Origin of the sequence: Chitinophaga barathri, assembly GCF_003807585.1 — a bacterium.
GTDB lineage: Bacteria > Bacteroidota > Bacteroidia > Chitinophagales > Chitinophagaceae > Chitinophaga > Chitinophaga barathri.
Genome location: NZ_RMBX01000001.1, coordinates 297,677 through 314,040 on the forward strand (window position 1 = coordinate 297,677; position 16,364 = coordinate 314,040).

Annotated in this window: 19 protein-coding genes; 10 read left to right on the forward strand and 9 right to left on the reverse strand. The window is 51.3% G+C overall.

The genetic code is table 11. The features are described 5' to 3' along the window. Positions 1-57 precede the first annotated feature (57 nt). The gene (locus tag EG028_RS01075) at positions 58-810 is read left to right on the forward strand and encodes a sterol desaturase family protein (protein WP_120514196.1); all 753 of its coding nucleotides are present in this window, start codon (positions 58-60) and stop codon (positions 808-810) included. A 60-nt stretch (positions 811-870) separates the two neighbouring features. On the opposite strand, the gene EG028_RS01080 is transcribed toward EG028_RS01075, so the two are convergent. From EG028_RS01080 to EG028_RS01095, 4 genes are all read right to left on the reverse strand, one after another. Beyond that, positions 871-1,347, reverse strand: a complete 477-nt coding sequence (locus EG028_RS01080) for a protease (RefSeq protein WP_120514596.1) — start codon at positions 1,345-1,347, stop codon at positions 871-873. A 98-nt stretch (positions 1,348-1,445) separates the two neighbouring features. Continuing rightward, the gene (locus tag EG028_RS01085; RefSeq protein ID WP_120514197.1) at positions 1,446-1,640 is read right to left on the reverse strand and encodes a hypothetical protein; all 195 of its coding nucleotides are present in this window, start codon (positions 1,638-1,640) and stop codon (positions 1,446-1,448) included. 178 nt (positions 1,641-1,818) lie between these two features. Beyond that, a complete protein-coding gene (locus EG028_RS01090; protein WP_120514198.1) occupies positions 1,819-2,241 on the reverse strand; it encodes an SRPBCC family protein in 423 nt (140 codons plus the stop codon). Between the two features lie 135 nt (positions 2,242-2,376). After that, a complete protein-coding gene (locus tag EG028_RS01095; protein ID WP_120514199.1) occupies positions 2,377-2,679 on the reverse strand; it encodes a DUF1330 domain-containing protein in 303 nt (100 codons plus the stop codon). 87 nt (positions 2,680-2,766) lie between these two features. On the opposite strand from EG028_RS01095, the gene EG028_RS01100 reads away from it, so the two are divergent. The 6 genes from EG028_RS01100 (at position 2,767) to EG028_RS01130 (ending at position 7,994) form a co-directional block, all read left to right on the forward strand. Next, the gene (locus EG028_RS01100) at positions 2,767-3,285 is read left to right on the forward strand and encodes a GNAT family N-acetyltransferase (RefSeq protein ID WP_120514200.1); all 519 of its coding nucleotides are present in this window, start codon (positions 2,767-2,769) and stop codon (positions 3,283-3,285) included. Positions 3,286-3,388: 103 nt separating this feature from the next. Then, complete coding sequence (locus EG028_RS01105; RefSeq protein ID WP_120514201.1) at positions 3,389-3,727, forward strand: YciI family protein; 339 nt, start codon at positions 3,389-3,391, stop codon at positions 3,725-3,727. 71 nt (positions 3,728-3,798) lie between these two features. Further along, positions 3,799-5,031, forward strand: coding sequence for an RNA polymerase sigma factor (locus EG028_RS01110; RefSeq protein ID WP_120514202.1), 1,233 nt, complete (start codon positions 3,799-3,801; stop codon positions 5,029-5,031). A gap of 86 nt (positions 5,032-5,117) precedes the next feature. Then, entirely contained in the window at positions 5,118-5,951 is an 834-nt protein-coding gene (locus EG028_RS27805; protein WP_206614327.1) for a DoxX family protein, read from the forward strand. A gap of 91 nt (positions 5,952-6,042) precedes the next feature. After that, positions 6,043-7,173: a DmpA family aminopeptidase gene (locus EG028_RS01125; RefSeq protein ID WP_120514598.1), complete on the forward strand. Its 1,131-nt coding sequence runs from the start codon at positions 6,043-6,045 to the stop codon at positions 7,171-7,173. After that, positions 7,170-7,994, forward strand: coding sequence for an aminotransferase class IV (locus tag EG028_RS01130; RefSeq protein WP_120514203.1), 825 nt, complete (start codon positions 7,170-7,172; stop codon positions 7,992-7,994). Before EG028_RS01125 ends, EG028_RS01130 begins: the two co-directional genes overlap by 4 nt. A gap of 108 nt (positions 7,995-8,102) precedes the next feature. Here the strand turns inward: EG028_RS01130 and EG028_RS01135 are convergent, their stop codons facing one another. Beyond that, positions 8,103-8,576 carry an RDD family protein gene (locus EG028_RS01135; protein ID WP_120514204.1) on the reverse strand — a complete coding sequence of 158 codons (474 nt, stop codon included), beginning with the start codon at positions 8,574-8,576 and terminating at the stop codon, positions 8,103-8,105. A gap of 392 nt (positions 8,577-8,968) precedes the next feature. On the opposite strand from EG028_RS01135, the gene EG028_RS01140 reads away from it, so the two are divergent. Further along, positions 8,969-9,598 carry a hypothetical protein gene (locus tag EG028_RS01140; protein WP_120514205.1) on the forward strand — a complete coding sequence of 210 codons (630 nt, stop codon included), beginning with the start codon at positions 8,969-8,971 and terminating at the stop codon, positions 9,596-9,598. A 91-nt stretch (positions 9,599-9,689) separates the two neighbouring features. On the opposite strand, the gene EG028_RS01145 is transcribed toward EG028_RS01140, so the two are convergent. After that, entirely contained in the window at positions 9,690-12,686 is a 2,997-nt protein-coding gene (locus EG028_RS01145; RefSeq protein WP_241559034.1) for a glycoside hydrolase domain-containing protein, read from the reverse strand. Between the two features lie 228 nt (positions 12,687-12,914). On the opposite strand from EG028_RS01145, the gene EG028_RS01150 reads away from it, so the two are divergent. Continuing rightward, positions 12,915-13,781, forward strand: a complete 867-nt coding sequence (locus EG028_RS01150) for a TolB-like translocation protein (RefSeq protein ID WP_162946184.1) — start codon at positions 12,915-12,917, stop codon at positions 13,779-13,781. A gap of 73 nt (positions 13,782-13,854) precedes the next feature. After that, positions 13,855-14,562, forward strand: coding sequence for a hypothetical protein (locus EG028_RS01155; protein ID WP_123864497.1), 708 nt, complete (start codon positions 13,855-13,857; stop codon positions 14,560-14,562). Here the strand turns inward: EG028_RS01155 and EG028_RS01160 are convergent. The 3 genes from EG028_RS01160 to EG028_RS01170 form a co-directional block, all read right to left on the reverse strand. Further along, positions 14,559-15,032, reverse strand: a complete 474-nt coding sequence (locus EG028_RS01160; RefSeq protein WP_185096807.1) for a hypothetical protein — start codon at positions 15,030-15,032, stop codon at positions 14,559-14,561. The two genes, EG028_RS01155 and EG028_RS01160, sit on opposite strands and share 4 nt — an antisense overlap. 47 nt (positions 15,033-15,079) lie before the next feature. Further along, positions 15,080-15,556: a hypothetical protein gene (locus EG028_RS01165; protein ID WP_120514209.1), complete on the reverse strand. Its 477-nt coding sequence runs from the start codon at positions 15,554-15,556 to the stop codon at positions 15,080-15,082. A 126-nt stretch (positions 15,557-15,682) separates the two neighbouring features. Then, a complete protein-coding gene (locus EG028_RS01170) occupies positions 15,683-16,264 on the reverse strand; it encodes a hypothetical protein (protein WP_120514210.1) in 582 nt (193 codons plus the stop codon). Between the last annotated feature and the right edge of the window lie 100 nt (positions 16,265-16,364).

A 16,364-nucleotide genomic window follows, 5' to 3' on the forward strand; every position in this document is an offset into this window, starting at 1 on the left:
AACGATATTTTTGTATAGACGATGCGGGGCTGTTATTTGTTAAATTAAATAAATGTTATGCTTTGGCTGGACAAATGGCCCTCTATCATTTGGGTGCTTGGCTTACGGTATTTCCTGATCGCGGGGATTGCGTTTATTATATGGTACCTGTTATTCCGCAAGCGCATTTTTTATAAAAAGATACAGCCAAAAATGCCCCGGAATAAAGATTACCGGCGGGAGATACTGTATTCCTGCCTTACGATCCTGATGTTTTCACTGGTGTTCGTGCTGATCCTCTTCTCCCCTTTGCGGCCCTATACACAATATTACAGGGCCACGGACCCGCACAGCACCTTCTGGTATTTTGCCGCGTTCCCTTTAATGTTCCTGGTCCATGATGCCTATTTTTACTGGGTACACCGGCTGATGCATCATCCCCGGTTATTCCCCTATGTGCATAAGGTCCATCACCTCTCCACGAACCCTTCTCCCTGGGCCGCGTTTTCGTTCAACCCGCTGGAAGGAATGCTCGAAGTAGGGATCTTTCCTATACTGGTATTTATCATGCCGCTTACGCTCATCCACCTGGTCGTGTTCTTTTTTGTTATGATGCTGTATAATGTATATGGGCACCTGGGCTGGGAGCTATACCCGCGCTGGTTCGCCCGGCACTGGTTCGGGAAGTGGATCAATACTTCTTTTAATCATAACCAGCACCATCAGTACTTCAAGGGGAATTACGGCCTGTACTTCCTTTGGTGGGACCGCTGGATGGGGACTATCCGGAAGGATTATGAGGAGAAATTTGAGGCGCAGCCGCTGAAATAACGGGCATCCTTATACGGAGATACCGCCATCATACACCCGCGCCTCAAAGGGGTCAATGTTTTACTGCACGGAAAAACTGATATCATTTACTTTCGTCAACCCGCTCATGCCGCCGGCCTGGTATACAGCTTTGTACTGCCCGGGTTTGGTGAGGTCGTATCCCTTCAGCAGGTCCAAGGTTACAGATACACTGTCTCCCGCCGGTACTTTGATATATGCCTCCGCGGGCGGCGGCATTACTCTTTTGGCCATGGCGCCGCGATACTGCACCTCCGTGCCGGCGGCATCCTTAATGTCCAGGAAGGTGCTGATAAACCCTTCGAAAGGCGTATGCCATTTGCAGAACTGCGTGTCGCGGGAAGAGCGGTTGTACACGGTAAAGTTCAGCATGACGGGGCCGCCGGCGGGTATGGTGGCGGGCACGGACATAACAGTCTCCAGGCCTTCGCCGCCGGAAGCGGATTTCTGCGTTTGTTTGCAGGCTGAAAAATAAAATACGGTAAGGCAGGCAACAAGGCCTGTAAGCAGGTTTCTCATGCTGAAATTCGGTTTAGGGCCGAAATTTACGGCAATTACTTTAAATGACCGTTGCCTCAAACATGGAAGCTGTGGGTAAAAAACACCCCAATTCCGGATCAGGAAGGTTTATCTTTTGTATTCCTGATCAGCCCCATCCCGGCAAAAAAGAATATCGCCCCCAGGATGGCGTAGATGACGATCATTTTTATGTTCCGCGTGCCTCCCGCGCCATTTACGAAGGTTACAGCCGCCATGATCAGCCCGATGGCCCCCATCAGGGAAAACACAATCCCTAAGATTCTCTTTTCCATAATGACATTTTAGCCATTGCGGTACAAATAATGTGCCTCGGTTGCAAACGCCCCCTGCCAGGGAGTCGCATTCACTCGCACTTTTGTCCGCCAGGCTTTTTCCAATATTCTCCAAAACAAAAAATTTCGCGCGTAGTGACCCACGGCGAAATTTTCTGATCGGAAGAACAAGTGTCGCTTATGCTTCCACGAGTTTCTTGAAGTTTTCCAGGATAGCCTGCCATCCTGCCTGTTGCATTTCGATCGGATTGGTGTCTTCCGCGTCGAAAACGGTCACGATCTTTGTTTCTTCGCCCTGCGGGGTGAACACTGTCTTCACCTGGCGGCCATCGCTCATGATGTATTCGATCACTTCGTGCTTTACCACCTGGGTATATTCACCGCCAAAGTCGAAACCAAAGCTGCCGTCTTTCGCTTCCATCCTGGTTTCAAATTTGCCGCCTACACGCAGATCGTTCTCGGCGCGGGGTGCATGCCAGTCGGGTGATGCGAACGCCCATTCAACGATATGCTCGGGCTCATTCCAGTATTTCCATACTTTGTCAATATGAGCTTTGATAGTGGCTTCTACTGTTACCTGTGTTTTGTTTGAGGCTTCCATATAAATGTGTGTTTTGTTTTTAAAGAATAATGTTTGATTTGATAATGCAAACATACAACCGCCAAACGTAACGTATGATGTGCGGATACGACATAAAGCAGGCGTTATGCGACAAAGGGTAAATTCCCCCCTTTTTTACAACGCAATGCCCTTCACCAGCATCATTCTCCGGACGCTTTTGTCCTTCAGGTGCAGGAATTGCGCCCGTGAGGGATCCGCCTTGAACCGCTCAAAATCCTCTTCTCCCTCAAAGCTCACCAGGTGTATCTCGTACGGCAGGTCCAGCTCCCCGCCTACCATGCTGCCGCCTTCCGGCCGCACCCGCAGCAGCAGTTTCCCGTTATATTTATCTATCAGCGGAAGGGCCACGGATTCAAACTCTTCGAAGGTTTTTTCCATGCCCGGATGAATATAGATCAGTTGTGTGATATAGATCATAAGCCAATATTTCTTTTCCCTTAAATTATACAATCCCCGCAAAAACACCGCTTTTTTGATCCTGGCAAACAGCCTTACATTTACAACATGATAAACTCCACGCCGCATATCACCCTTCGCCCCGCCACCCCGGCGGATCTGGCCCTGCTGCAACATTGGGACGAACAGCCTCATACCGTCGCATCGGACCCGAATGACGACTGGGGCTGGGAAACAGCGCTACACCACCAGCCTGAATGGCGGGAACAACTGATCGCCGAACTGGACGGGCGCCCCCTCGGTTTTATCCAGATACTGGACCCCGCCCTGGAAGACAGCCATTACTGGGGCGACGTGCCCGCAAACCTCCGTGCCATCGACATCTGGATCGGCGAAGCGGAAGACCTGGGCAGGGGTTACGGCACCATCATGATGCAGATGGCCATCACGCGGTGTTTCCTCCCGGAAGAGGTAACGGCCATTATGATAGACCCGCTGGAGTCCAATACAGCGGCTCGCCGGTTTTATGAAAGACTGGGCTTCCGGTTTGTGGAAAACAGGGTGTTTGGTGACGATCATTGCGCCGTGTACCGGCTGGACAGGGCAGACTGGGAAAACAGGCATTAACACCGCCTGAAAAAAAATTCCTGTTCACTGTCCAATTTCTGCCCGGCTGCGCATTATTGAAATGTAAATCATACATTCATTCACCAAATTTAAACTGACATTCATGAAAGAGTTTGCATTATTGTTCCGCCAGCCCAGCTACGACTACAGCAGCACATCACCCAAAGAAATGGAAACACTCTCCAGTAAATGGAAGGCATGGGCCGGCGGCCTGGCTGCACAGGGCAAGCTGGCCAGCAACGGCCCGCGTCTTGCGATGGAAGGCAAAGTATTAAAAGCAGGCGGCGTGGTGACGGACGGGCCCTTTGTGGAGATACGCGAGCGCCTTGGCAGTTTTATCGTGGTAAAAGCCGAGAACCTGGACGAGGCCACCACCCTGGCACACGGCTGCCCCGCACTGGATCAGGGCGGCAGCGTGGAGATACGCGAGATCATCGGCTAATCTGATATTATCTAAAAACAGGACTGGTTAAAACGGCAAACGCCCGTTTTGACCAGTCCTTTCAGCAGCATATGGAAAAAGGACAAGAATCGTTAAAACACCTCTTCCAGGAGGAGTTTTCAAAAATGGTGGCGGTGATCAGCAAACTGTTCGGGCTGGAGCATATCGAGACCGCCGAGGATATTGTAAGCGAAACCTTCCTGATGGCCGCCGAAAACTGGGGCGTGAAAGGCCTTCCCGCCAATCCCACGGCCTGGCTGTATGTGGTGGCCAAACAAAAAACACTGTACTACTTCAGGAGGAACAGGATATTCGACGAAAAAGTGGCGCCAGCCCTCTCGTCCAGGCAGGAAAAAGAACAGCAGATCGAAGACCTCGACTTTTCTATGCAACATATCAAAGACAGCCAGCTGCAAATGCTGTTTGCCGTATGCAACCCCGCCATTGCCAGCGAGGCCCAGATAGGCCTGGCACTGCGCATCCTCTGCGGTTTCGGCATCGATGAGATTGCGGAGGCTTTCCTGTCGAACAAAGAGACTATCAACAAGCGCCTGTTCAGGGCAAAGGAAAAACTACGCACGGAGAACATCAAAATGGAACTGCCGCCGGAGCATGAAATAGTCAGCCGGCTTGACAATGTATTGCATATCATTTATCTCCTTTTCAGCGAGGGTTATTATTCACAGACGCAGGACGAAATATTGCGGAAAGACCTTTGTTTTGAAGCCCTCCGCCTCGGCCTTACCCTTACGGAATACCCGCCCGCCAACCGCCCGAAAACCAATGCCCTCATTGCCCTGATGTGTTTCCACGCCTCCCGCTTCGACGCCCGCTCCGGCGAAGGGTTCCCGGTGCTTTACGAGCAGCAGGACGAGAAACGCTGGGACAAAACCCTGATCGCGCAGGGGCGGCATTTCCTGCAATTGTCCGCCGAAGGCGACGAAATCAGCTCCTATCACCTGGAAGCCCGCATCGCCTACTGGCACTGTATAAAAGAAGACAGCCGGGAAAAATGGGAAGACATTCTTTTCCTCTACGACCAGCTGCTGCTGGTGAACTACTCCCCCTCCGTGGCATTGAACCGGGTGTTCGCTTTTTATAAAGTACATGGCAACAAAAAAGCATTGGCTGAAGCTGAAGCCCTTCACATGGAAAATGATCATTTTTACTGGCTGCTGCTGGGCGAATTGTATACCGGGGCAGACAATACAACAGCCAGGCAGCATTTCCGCAAAGCGTACGACCTGGCCAAAACCCACACTGAAAAAGCGGTGATCCGGGAAAAAATAGAAAAGATTTCCTGAAAATAATTTCTCCTACCTGTCCAATTCCGGTTTTCCCGGTTCTTATTGTTTCAGATACACTGTTCATCAAAACAAAAAAGAACCACATGAAAACGCTCACTGAAAAAAGGACAAACCTCCTGCGAATCATCCGCCTGACCGCATTCTGGCTCGCGACCGGCATTATAGGCCTCGAAACAGCCGTTGGCGCCGGCTGGGACCTGCTACAGATCCCCTTTGTGATCCATGTGATGGATGTTATCCACCTCCCTTATTATGTGCTCACGATCATCGGCGCCTGGAAAGCAGTGGGCGTGATCGTACTGCTGGCGCCGGGCATGCCCAGGCTGAAAGAATGGGTGTACGCCGGCCTGATCTTTATCTATGTTACCGCTGGCGCATTGCACCTTGCGGCAGGTGACATCTCCGGAGCCCCCGGCCCGTTTGTCTTTGCAGATTTAACGCTTGTATCATACTATCTCCGCCCGGCAGGCCGTCGCAATTACGGGCCGCTGTTCAGCGCAAATGTTTTTTCCTTCCTTTCCATGCGCGGGCAGAAGGCCGCCTATTGGATATTTACCGCGCTGGTGATCTTCCAGCTGGGCTCCGGCGGCAGCGGCGACCTGATACAGGCTGCCCCGGTGGTGGACGGCATGGCTCTTCTTGGTTACCCGGCTTATTTCTGCGTGATACTCGGTATCTGGAAAATACTGGGCGCTATCGCCGTTGCCGTGCCCGGCCTCCCCCGCCTGAAAGAATGGGCTTACGCTGGCGCCATCTTTGACCTCACCGGCGCGGTGGCTTCCCATCTTTTTGTGGGTGATGGCGTGGAAAAAGTGATCTTCCCCCTCCTGTTCACCGGTTTTACTTTCGCTTCCTGGGCCCTGCGTCCCGAAGCCAGGCGGGAGCTGCATATCTCTCCCCTGCGTTTTGCGCATTAACCGGCGGCAAGCACCGCGGTAGCCTGGCGGCAGCTGTCCGCCAGGCTATTTTTTTTATACAGCCGTGCCCAAAATCAGTATCATTGCAGGTATGTTCAAGTCAACCATTTTTGTACTGCTTTTCCTGCCCGCCCCCCTCTGTGCGCAGGAAAAGAAAAGACCCAGGGAATACGGCATCATCACCGGCGTAATGCAGCCCGGCCGCCAGAACAGCATCACCGACGTGGCCGGTGTGAAAGTGGGCCACACCACTATTATCAAAGGGGATTCGGTACGAACGGGCGTTACTGCCATTGTACCGCATAGCGGCAGCATCTTTCAGCAGAAAGTGCCCGCGGCGGTGTATGTAGGCAATGGTTTTGGCAAACTGGCCGGCATCACGCAGGTGAACGAGCTGGGCAATATCGAAACGCCGGTCGTGCTCACCAATACCCTCAGCGTGCCCACCGCCATGAATGCCGTGATCGGTTATACACTCCGCGAAAAAGGCAATGAAAATGTGGGTTCCGTCAATGCGCTGGTGGGCGAGACGAACGATGGTTATCTCAATGATATCAGGGGCCGCCATGTGACGGAAGAAGACGTATTAAAAGCCATCCGCAACGCGGATACCAGCCGGCCAGCGGAAGGCAATGCCGGCGCGGGCACCGGCACAGTCTGTTTTGGTTTCAAAGGCGGTATCGGCACCGCTTCCCGCAAACTGCCGGCCAGCCTGGGCGGCTATACCGTAGGCGTGCTGGTGCAAAGTAACTTTGGCGGCGCATTACAGATAGACGGCGTCCCCGTTGGACAATCGCTTGGCAAATTCGATTTCAGCAATCACCTGCTGAATAACGTGGATGGCTCCTGTATGATGATAATAGCCACAGATGCACCGCTGGACCACCGCAACCTGCTCCGGCTCGCCAAACGCGCCATGCTGGGCCTGGGCAAAACAGGCGGCATCGCCTCCAATGGCAGTGGGGATTACGTGGTCGCATTTTCCACCGCGGAAACGCTGCGTATCCCCCACAACAGCAACAGCCCGGTGATGACCATCACCCTGCTGCAAAACGACGCCCTTTCGCCCCTTTTTATGGCTACCATCGAAGCCACGGAAGAAGCGATCATCAACTCGCTTTTTGCGGCGGAACCTATGAAAGGCAGGAACGGCCGCGAAGTGGAAGCCTTACCTTTGGACAAAGTATTACCCATCCTGAAAAAACACAACAGTATCCCATGAGCCAGCAATACGTCGTTATCAACGGAAATTATGTACCGGTACAGGATGCCAAGATCCACATCAACGATCTTTCCATCCAGCGCGGCTACGGCATATTCGATTACTTCAGGACAAAAGACGGACAGCCCGTTTTTCTCGAAGACCACCTGGACCGCTTCTATCAGTCCGCCTCCGTGATGAACCTGCCCGTTACACAATCCCGCGAAGCGCTCAAACAGCTGATCACAGGTCTGATAGAAAAAAACAACCTCCCCCATTCCGGCATCCGCATTACGCTTACCGGCGGGTATTCGGACAATGGTTATAATCTTTCCAGTCCAAACCTGCTGATCACACAATCCGCCTACAACTTCAGCACCGAAGCCTTTGAAAAAGGTATCAGCCTCGTCACCTACGATCACCAGCGGCAGCTGCCACAGGTCAAAACCATCGATTACCTGCAATCCATTTACCTGCAGCCATTCATCAACGAACATGCTGCGGACGACGTGCTGTACCACGATCGCGGCGAACTGCGCGAATGCCCGCGTTCCAATTTTTTTATCGTCACCAGGGACCGGGAGATCATTACCCCCGCTGAAAAAATACTGAAAGGCATCACCCGGAAAAAAATACTCGGGCTGGAAGGGCTGGGAGCAAAAGAAGGGAACATATCGCTGGACGATCTCCGGGATATCCGCGAAGCATTTATCGCCAGCACAACGAAGGTGGTGCTGCCGGTGCTGAAGATAGACGGAAAGGCCGTCGGGGATGGAAAGCCTGGGGAAATAACGAGAGATATCTATGAAAGATTAATCGGGCTCAGAGGTGGCGTTGAATAAAAAAACCTCTTCCGGTCTGCCTCCGGGGAGAAGACAGGAAGAGGATGTACAAACGGACGGCAAAGTAACAACGTCCATGTAATAAAGAGTTTACTGCACAAAACCAGCCTATACGTCCTGCCTGAGCACTGAGGTTTTCTGGTCAATCACATAAGTGTTGGTCCATTTGTCCTGCCAGGGATAACAGGGCGAGCCCAAAGCACTGAATGCACAGAAAGGGATCATGCGGATAAAGCCTCTTTTAAAGGCCGTGCTCATAGAAATAGTGCTACCATCTTCATTCACCGCGATAGTGCCTGTGATGTATTTGCCAGGTGTCTTCCCTTTCAGGACTCCTTCCAACAGGCCCATTAATGCCCCATAGATCAGTATCCATACAATCCTGTCCAGCAGTTCGCCTCCCGAGGAGGTTTCCACAAAATCAAAGTACTGAGGGAATACCAATCCGAGGATCATGCCCAAAATGAAAACCAGCACATAATAACAGATCGTGTCGATGATGTAGTTGGCAAAGCGTTTCCCGGTGGAAGCCTGCACTAAGTTAATTTCACTTCCAAGAAAGTGTTCCTGGTTGTAGTCCATAGGTAAAGGATTTAATGGATGAAAATAACAATTCCGGCGAAAATATGCAAATCAGTACTAATATTTAAAATAGCCAACCGGTTAAGGGTGTTATTATTCCGCCAGAATGCAATGGCTAAAAGGGGACAGTTGACAAAGTGATAAGCGTTTCCCCACAGGAAAGCTGCCTGAAACTCCCGGGGTTGCTGATGATTTTTCCGTAAAGACTGTACAAGTAAAATAAATTGAAGCGGTTATCAATAAGCATTTCAATATCCTGCCTGTTGATCGGGGGAATTATTCTTTTGGGGCTCGTTTATCAAATGCGAAGATAGGAAATATCCAATTCAGTGGCCAGTTTTGATAATTTCCCGGGATTTTTTACTTTGCATCCCAATTATTTATTTTGTCCCATGTACCGAGTTTCCCTTTGCCTTCTTCTACCGTTCCTGCTGATCTTTGCCACAGCCACGCATGCCCAGAAAACAACCGCACATGCCGATAACGATGTGGTCACCTACGAATCCACCGACGCGGGGAAACCGTATAAAAAATTGCTGATAGCCGGTTTTGGCACCATCCCCGTAAGACATTTCCTGGACAACCTTTCCGGGCTGCTGATCAATCACTACACCGGGAAGGCGGTGCCCGGTACCTATGAATATGTAGGCAACAAACTGGCCGTCTTTAATAACAACCTTCAGGCCGCCATCCATAAACACCAGCCGGATATTGCGCTGGTGATCTTCGAACTGCCGGAGGACCCGGATACGCTTACCATGAAAAAAAACCGCGACTACATGCGCTGGCTGCTGTATCCTGGTGTTAAATACCAAAGGGCCGTCAACTCAAGAAGGCAGGTCTTCTCGGAGAACCTGCAGGCTGTATTGTGGGAACCTGGCGGGGACAAAGTGATCTGGAGAGGGGAAATATTTGTTTCCGGGGACGCCGCCAAAAGCAAAACTTTCGAGACCATTTCTGCAAAACTGATAGACGAATGGCTAAGGCTCGGCATCCTCGCCGGACCGCCTGCAGTCAACTGATAAACTAAAAGGCCGTATCGCTGATACGGCCTTCTTTTATTTTCCACTACTCTCCGGGAGCAGTAATATTAAATCATCTAACTCAGCAGGTTTATTCCAATATCAGCAGCCAACCTTTCCCTTTGTTTATCGGTATCTCCCCGTTCACGTCAAACTGTGCCGCCGGCTGGAAGCCCCTGATCTCGTCTGCTGTTAGTTTTGCCTGTGAAGGATCGATGCCGAGGGCTTTCCAATCGATCTTCAATTTCACTTTTGTGTCTTCAGCCGCCCAACTGGCGATGGAGATCATGGCCTTGCCTGTTTTTTTGTAAATGGTGGCCAGTACTTTGCCATTGTCCGTTTTCACGGGATTGTTTTCCACCCAGTAACCGATCATTTCCGTGCCCTGCATCCCAAATGCATCCCAGGCTTTCCAGATATAACGGGGATCGGCGTCTTCTTTCCAGGGCATACGGCAGGTCATGCCGTATACGAGCCCACGCCAGGGGTTTCCGCCGCCTTCCAGCATTTCGCCCATCAGGCCGAAGGGTATGCCGGATACTTCCGTCAGGAAAAAGTCCGGTTCATTTTTTTCATAGTCAAAATATTCGCCGAACCAAAGCCTGTCCAGGTAAGGAAAATGTTCCATGTACAGGTTTGCACTGTTCATAAAACCATCGCTTTTGTTGTACTGGTTGGCGGAGTGCAGGTCGATAATCCCGGGATGGCCGTCTTTGGTGAGCACCCGTTTGATACGTTTCATCGTCACACGGTCAAAGGCCACATCATCCAGGTAAATACCGTCTATGCCTACATTTTGTACCAGCCAGTTCATGCCTTCCACGTAATAGTTGTGCCAGCGGCTCATGCCGCTGTTCACCACCGCTGCGTCTTTGATGCCGGGCACATACCAGGCCGCGATGTAATCGTCTCCCAGTTGCTCCTGCAGCCAGGAATAACCGCCGCCTTTGCCCGCTGAATATATTTCATGCCCGAGGCTGCGCAGCGGGAAGGTTTCGTACGCACTGTTCGAGAGTTCGCGGACGGTATTGTAGATCTTAACCTTTAAGCCGAGTCCGTGCGCGGAGTCGATATATTTTTTCATCTTTTCATGCTCGATGAAAGGATAGTTGATATAAGGGTTGATGGGCGTGGCATGGTGAATGTTCACCACCGTTGCGCCGAGTTTTTTGATAGTGTCCAGGGCGTTATATTTGTGATAAAAACGGGTAGCCCATTGAAAATCCGTGTTGATGGGATGGAACGGCGTAACCAGCAAGGTGAAGTTGTAATACAGCACCTCTCCTTTTTTCATGCTCCGGGGGCCGCTGTAATTGTCCGAAAGCACGGTATTGCCGTCCTCTTTCACCCTGATGCCGCCATTGCCCGCGTTGCCCCAGGAAGAAGGCAATACGAGCGGTTTCTGGAGATAAAAATTGGTATTGAGCGGGCGGGAATAATGTTCGTCGCGCAGGGTGTACTGCAAGCCAGCGTTCACATCGCCGATCCAGGCGCCATCCTGGTTTTTGGTGGCCACTTCCCATTTCCAATCCACGGCCACGGGGCGTTTGCCGCCTTTGAAGCCAAGGCCCATCAGGTAATTCGCCACGTTTTTTTCGAAGGGGAATTGCAGCCGTGTGTCTTCCAGCGATACGTCACGCAGGGCGGTGAGTTTTACAGTGTAGAAAAGATACCCGTCAAACTCGGCGGAAGCGCTCACGTCCATTGTCAGGGTTTCGGACCGGCTGCTGGTTTCCCATTTTACAATACCGGGTTGTTTTTGGGTAAAACGAAGCGCTGTGTTTTTGAAAGGGATTTCCTCGTGTGTGGCGGTGCTGATAACGCTGAAGCGCACCTTGTCTGTGAACAGGTTGCGCGGTGTGCTGGTCATGCCGGTCATTTCCGGTGTAAAAAACGTCTGGATCTGCTCCGGGAAGCCGCTGCCGGAGAGGATGATCTTCCGGCCGAGCAAACCGATGGTTTTATCATTCACCGTGATAGGCGTATAGGGTTTGATCACATCGTCGTGCTGCGCCAGGGTGGAGTTCAGCCAGGCAAGGCGGGTCTGAAGCTCCGGCTGATCAGTGCCCCCGTTTACCGCCACATCGTCCGTCACGCGGAGGGAGACTTTAACAGGCGTCGCGGGCAGCCCCGCGGCCTTTACGGTGACGGTGCCGGTGTAAATACCGGCAGCGGTGCTCACGGGGATATTCACGAGGCACCACAGGGCCTGCACATCACCCTTTTTCACGTCCACCACCTGTGTGAAAGGGCTGCCGTTGTATTTCGTGCCGTTTGTATTCAGGCAGCTCATAGCCGCGGCGGGTATCGCGTGCCCGGCGGCATCTTTGAGGCCCGCAAATGAAATAGTCACGTTCTTTAGGTCTGCCGCCACGGGGTAAACGCCCAATTGAAAACTATAATTCTCCCCTTTTGACGCAGTGCCGGAAAAACTGCCCGTAACACCCTGCTGAATCCAGCGCCGGGGAAGATCGTGGCGGAGTTTTACGGGGAATTTCCGGTCTTCGGTGAATACGAGGTACGCCTTGCCCGGATTTGTTTTTACCAGTTGCCCCACCTCGGCGGCGGTGGCGGTCACCTTCATAGGAAAGGGGCTGTTCATTTCATTGACGCTTTCCAGGTACAGGAGGTCCGCCCGGGTGTAATTACCCGTTTTCTGCAACCAGTCGGCGGAAGCTGTGTTTTCAGGCTTGTAATACACCGCGTTGGGATAATTGCTGCGGGCAGTTACTTTGTAGGGCATGTAATAAATAAAGTATTTCCCTTTCCCGGAAACAGGCTCAAAATAAATATCCGCCCGCTCGCGGGAAACGTTCTCCGTCTTTACGTTCATGATCCGTTTTGAGGTCTGCGCATCCACCACGTATATGGCTTTGGCGGCGGCGTCATCGCTCCGGCGCCATTCGATGGCCGCGCGGCTTACCGGGCCGTCCGCGGTGACCTGCACCACGGCGCGGTGATTTCCGAGGGAATCCGGGTTCCAGGAATTCTGGCCGGAAACGTACTTAATTTCCTGGGCTACAATAAAGTGACTGCAAAGGATGAGCAGCGCAAAAAGACAGCAAAGCCGCTTCGACAAATAATTCATACAAACATTTTTAATAAAGGTAGCAACGTATCAAAGGCATACAGAAAGGCTGGTCTGGCCGGTTCCACTTGGGAACATTCGTAACAGGCAAACTTATCAAACAATTTATTGAATACATAACCCCGCCCCGAAAACTTTCTCCAGTGGTTGCTGGAAGGTTTAAATGGCAAAACGGCCCGTTTCTCCCGAAAGGGTACTTTTCGTATATTCATTCCTATGATCTCCTCCATGAAACCTATGCTTGTGCTGGTTATCCTGCTGACGGCGGCCTGCCGCAACATCACCACCGGCATTTCATATCCCTCTCCGGCACCGGATACGGCGGCGCTCCGGTTCCTTCCGGGCATCGTGTGCTCCGATTCGCTGGATTTTAATTCGGCTTTTTCGCCGGACGGGCAAACGTATTATTTCTGCCGCTCGGGCAAAGGCAAGTGGAGTATCTGGCAAACGGAATATAAAGACGGGCAATGGACCGCCCCGGGACATGCGCCGTTTTCGGAAGAGGCGTATTCGCAGGCGGACCCGTTCTTCGGGCCGGACGGGGCTTTGTATTTTATTTCAAACCGGCCGCGGAACGCCGGGGACACAGCGGGAGACTTTAATATCTGGTACGTACGCCCGGAAAAGGACGGCTGGTCCTCCCCGCAAAATGTGGCAGGCATCAATTCAGACAGCACGGAATATTATGTTTCCCTTTCAGCCAATGGCAATATCTATTTTGCGTCTAACCGAAACGGGGACCTGGATATCTATTACAGCCGGCTGGAAAACGGCTCCTATACGGTTCCTGAAAACCTTGGCCCGGCCATCAATACGCCAGGCATCGAGCATGATCCCTGTATTTCGCCAGATGAAAAACTGCTGGTCTTTACAGCAGCGGACCGCCCGGACGGCCACGGTTCCGCAGACCTCTACATCTCCCGCAAAACCGCCGACGGGAAGTGGGGCAAAGCCGTCAATGCGGGCCTGAAAGTGAATACGCCCACTTACGAATACTGCTCCTATCTCACACCGGATGGGAAGTATCTCTTTTTCAGCAGCGAGTTGGATGTGAAGTGGATCAGCACGGAGCAGTTGGGGATTCAAAAAAAATAAGAGTATTAGCTGGGGGATTATTTATTTTGCACAGCTGAATAGTCCCGGACGAAACCTATGAAATACCCATACCATGAAAACGTCAAATTTTTCTTCCAGAACCGAAAACGTCATTTATCTAATATGCACCATAGTTGGTTTTCTCTTTATAGTCAACCTGCTGGCGCCACTGGCGCCGGTTGTCTTCAGTTTTGATCATTCGGGTACGTTCCAATGGATGTTCACCGGGGCATTGTATGTTTTCTTCTTTTACCTGCTATACTATTTCGGGAAAAGGATCATTCACCCGGTCGCTTATCGTGAAACAACTGCTGAAGCCCGGCCTATAAATACGGCACCGGCCGGACCACAGATCACCACGGCCTTTGAAGGCATCCAGAACTTTGAGGGTAAAAAAGCTCCGGTTGGGAACAGGTTTCGTAATACGATCATCGTGATCATCCTCATCCTGCTGGGAGGATTGTTATTTCTCAGCCGGGAAGAAGATGGTGCCATGCGATACAAACTGTTGCACGTCGGCATTTTTGTTTTTGTTTCCACGATCTTATTTCTGGCTTCTGTCCGGAGGAGACGATTTTACAAAACCGATCCATGGGGCAACCTCTATTATAAATCCTTCGGAGACATGGCGGGAGAAAGCGCTTTTTTCTTTTTTATGTTTGCCATCAGCGCAGTGCTGCTCTTCGCTTCGTTGATTGCCATGTATGTCGGGATCATCTGGACCGGCACCTATTTTGACGCGTCGGGATTTCACTGGGCCGATCTGCCACGTACCAGCTAAAACGAAGCCCCGCGATGCACCAGCTCGCGCCATTTGTCCCAGGATCTTTGCTCAGTGACGCGGTTCAGGGTGTAGCTGTATTTTTCATTCCCTACCAGGAAATTCTTTTTGTTATCCAGCACAAACAATACCTGTTCAAATCCTTTCATCAGGTACAGCTCCGCTTCCCCAAAGTCGAGCCGGTACACAATGGCTAACGAATCCGAAGGCATTCCTTTTTCTATCGACCATTTACCCGTTCCTGAGCGCACACCTACGCCCCCCATCCGGAAGAATGTTGGTTTACGGCTAGTGGAATCCACGTAAAAAATGAGAGAGAGTTTACGTTTGGCGCATTCTTCCCGGAAGCCCAGCTTTAGTTCGGCAGCCAGTTCCCTGCAGGGCGTTCTGCCTTCGTACCATGCCAGCATAACAGAACCTGGAGGAGGTGTATCTTTCGGTACCAGGGACTGCGCATTAGCCGCAGACATACCTGTTACAAAAATTATCAGCAAAAGAATATTTTTCATCAGCGTCACTATTTGATTCGGTTGAGGGTATAACTCTGGAAGGGATCGCCCGTCATGAACCTGCCTTTTTCATCCAGCAGGTGCAGGAGATTGTCGCTGAGTTTAATAAAACGAAGCCTGTACCCGGGCCTGCCGGTATCCAGCACATAGATCATCGAGCGGTTGTGTGCACCGGTGCCTTGTACGATGCTCCATTTGCCGGAGGCTTCATGTTTAATACCGGGCTGGGAGTAGTTGTTGTCTGGCAGTATGTGGCGGCTGTATGCAGTCAGCTGCCAGGTAGCGGGTTGCTGTGCTTCGTCGCGTTGAAGACTGAGTGTCCATTCCACCAGTGCGCAGTCTTTGTTCGCGGCAATATTTTGCAACGGCCTGATCAGCTGGCCACAAGGTGTGGTACCGGCGAATACTTCCGGGGAAGGCAGTGTGGCAGCCGGTTTGAAGACGTACAGGGAGAGGATAATAAAAACAGGTCTGAGCATTTCCATAACGATAGGATTGTACTCAAATCTACAGTTTCATATACCGTAATGCAGTTGAGATTACATGAAATGTCGCCTTTTCTTGACGTTATGCGGCAGTATGGCTTAAGGATGTATTATATTCATTTCTTTTTAACGACCGGTAGACGGCAATGGTGGCGGAGGCGGAGGAACCCCAACTTGTTTTGCTTTCTCCTTTTTTATCATCGCGGCCAGCTCTTCCTTCGGGATAGGTTTAATATCATTGCCACAAAGCACCACCACCTCTTCGATCTTCCTTTTACCGGAGGCGGGTGTAGTCCCGAAGCGGACTTTGATCTGCATATGATACACAGCATTCCCCCGTTCATCCGCGCTCAAAAACAACTCTTCGTTCCACAACCCCGGTTCTTCAAAGTGCGTGCCTTCGGCATACATGCCTGTCACGCCCTTATTCCGGTCTTTGGGCCAGAACGATTTAGGCAAACAGGTTTTGGCCTTTCCTGCCACCTGTTTCAGCCTGTTCAAGGACACCTTGCTGATCGATTTATAATACTCCGCGCTGGCTCTCAGTTCACCCGCGCGCATCTCGGAAAGGAAAAGCGACGAGGTTTCACTTACATAAGGATCGTCATCGTACGTGAAATTGGAACGATTGAGAATGATTTCCTCCTTTTTTTGCGCAAAACAAACGGCGGAACTTAAGAGGCATAATGAGAACAGAATGGATTTCATGACACAGGTTGAATAAACCAAATATAATAACTATACCGGCAAATCCATAACAAAAAAAGGGTGCCCCTTCCGGAACACCCTCCTTCTCAAGCTCTAAGCG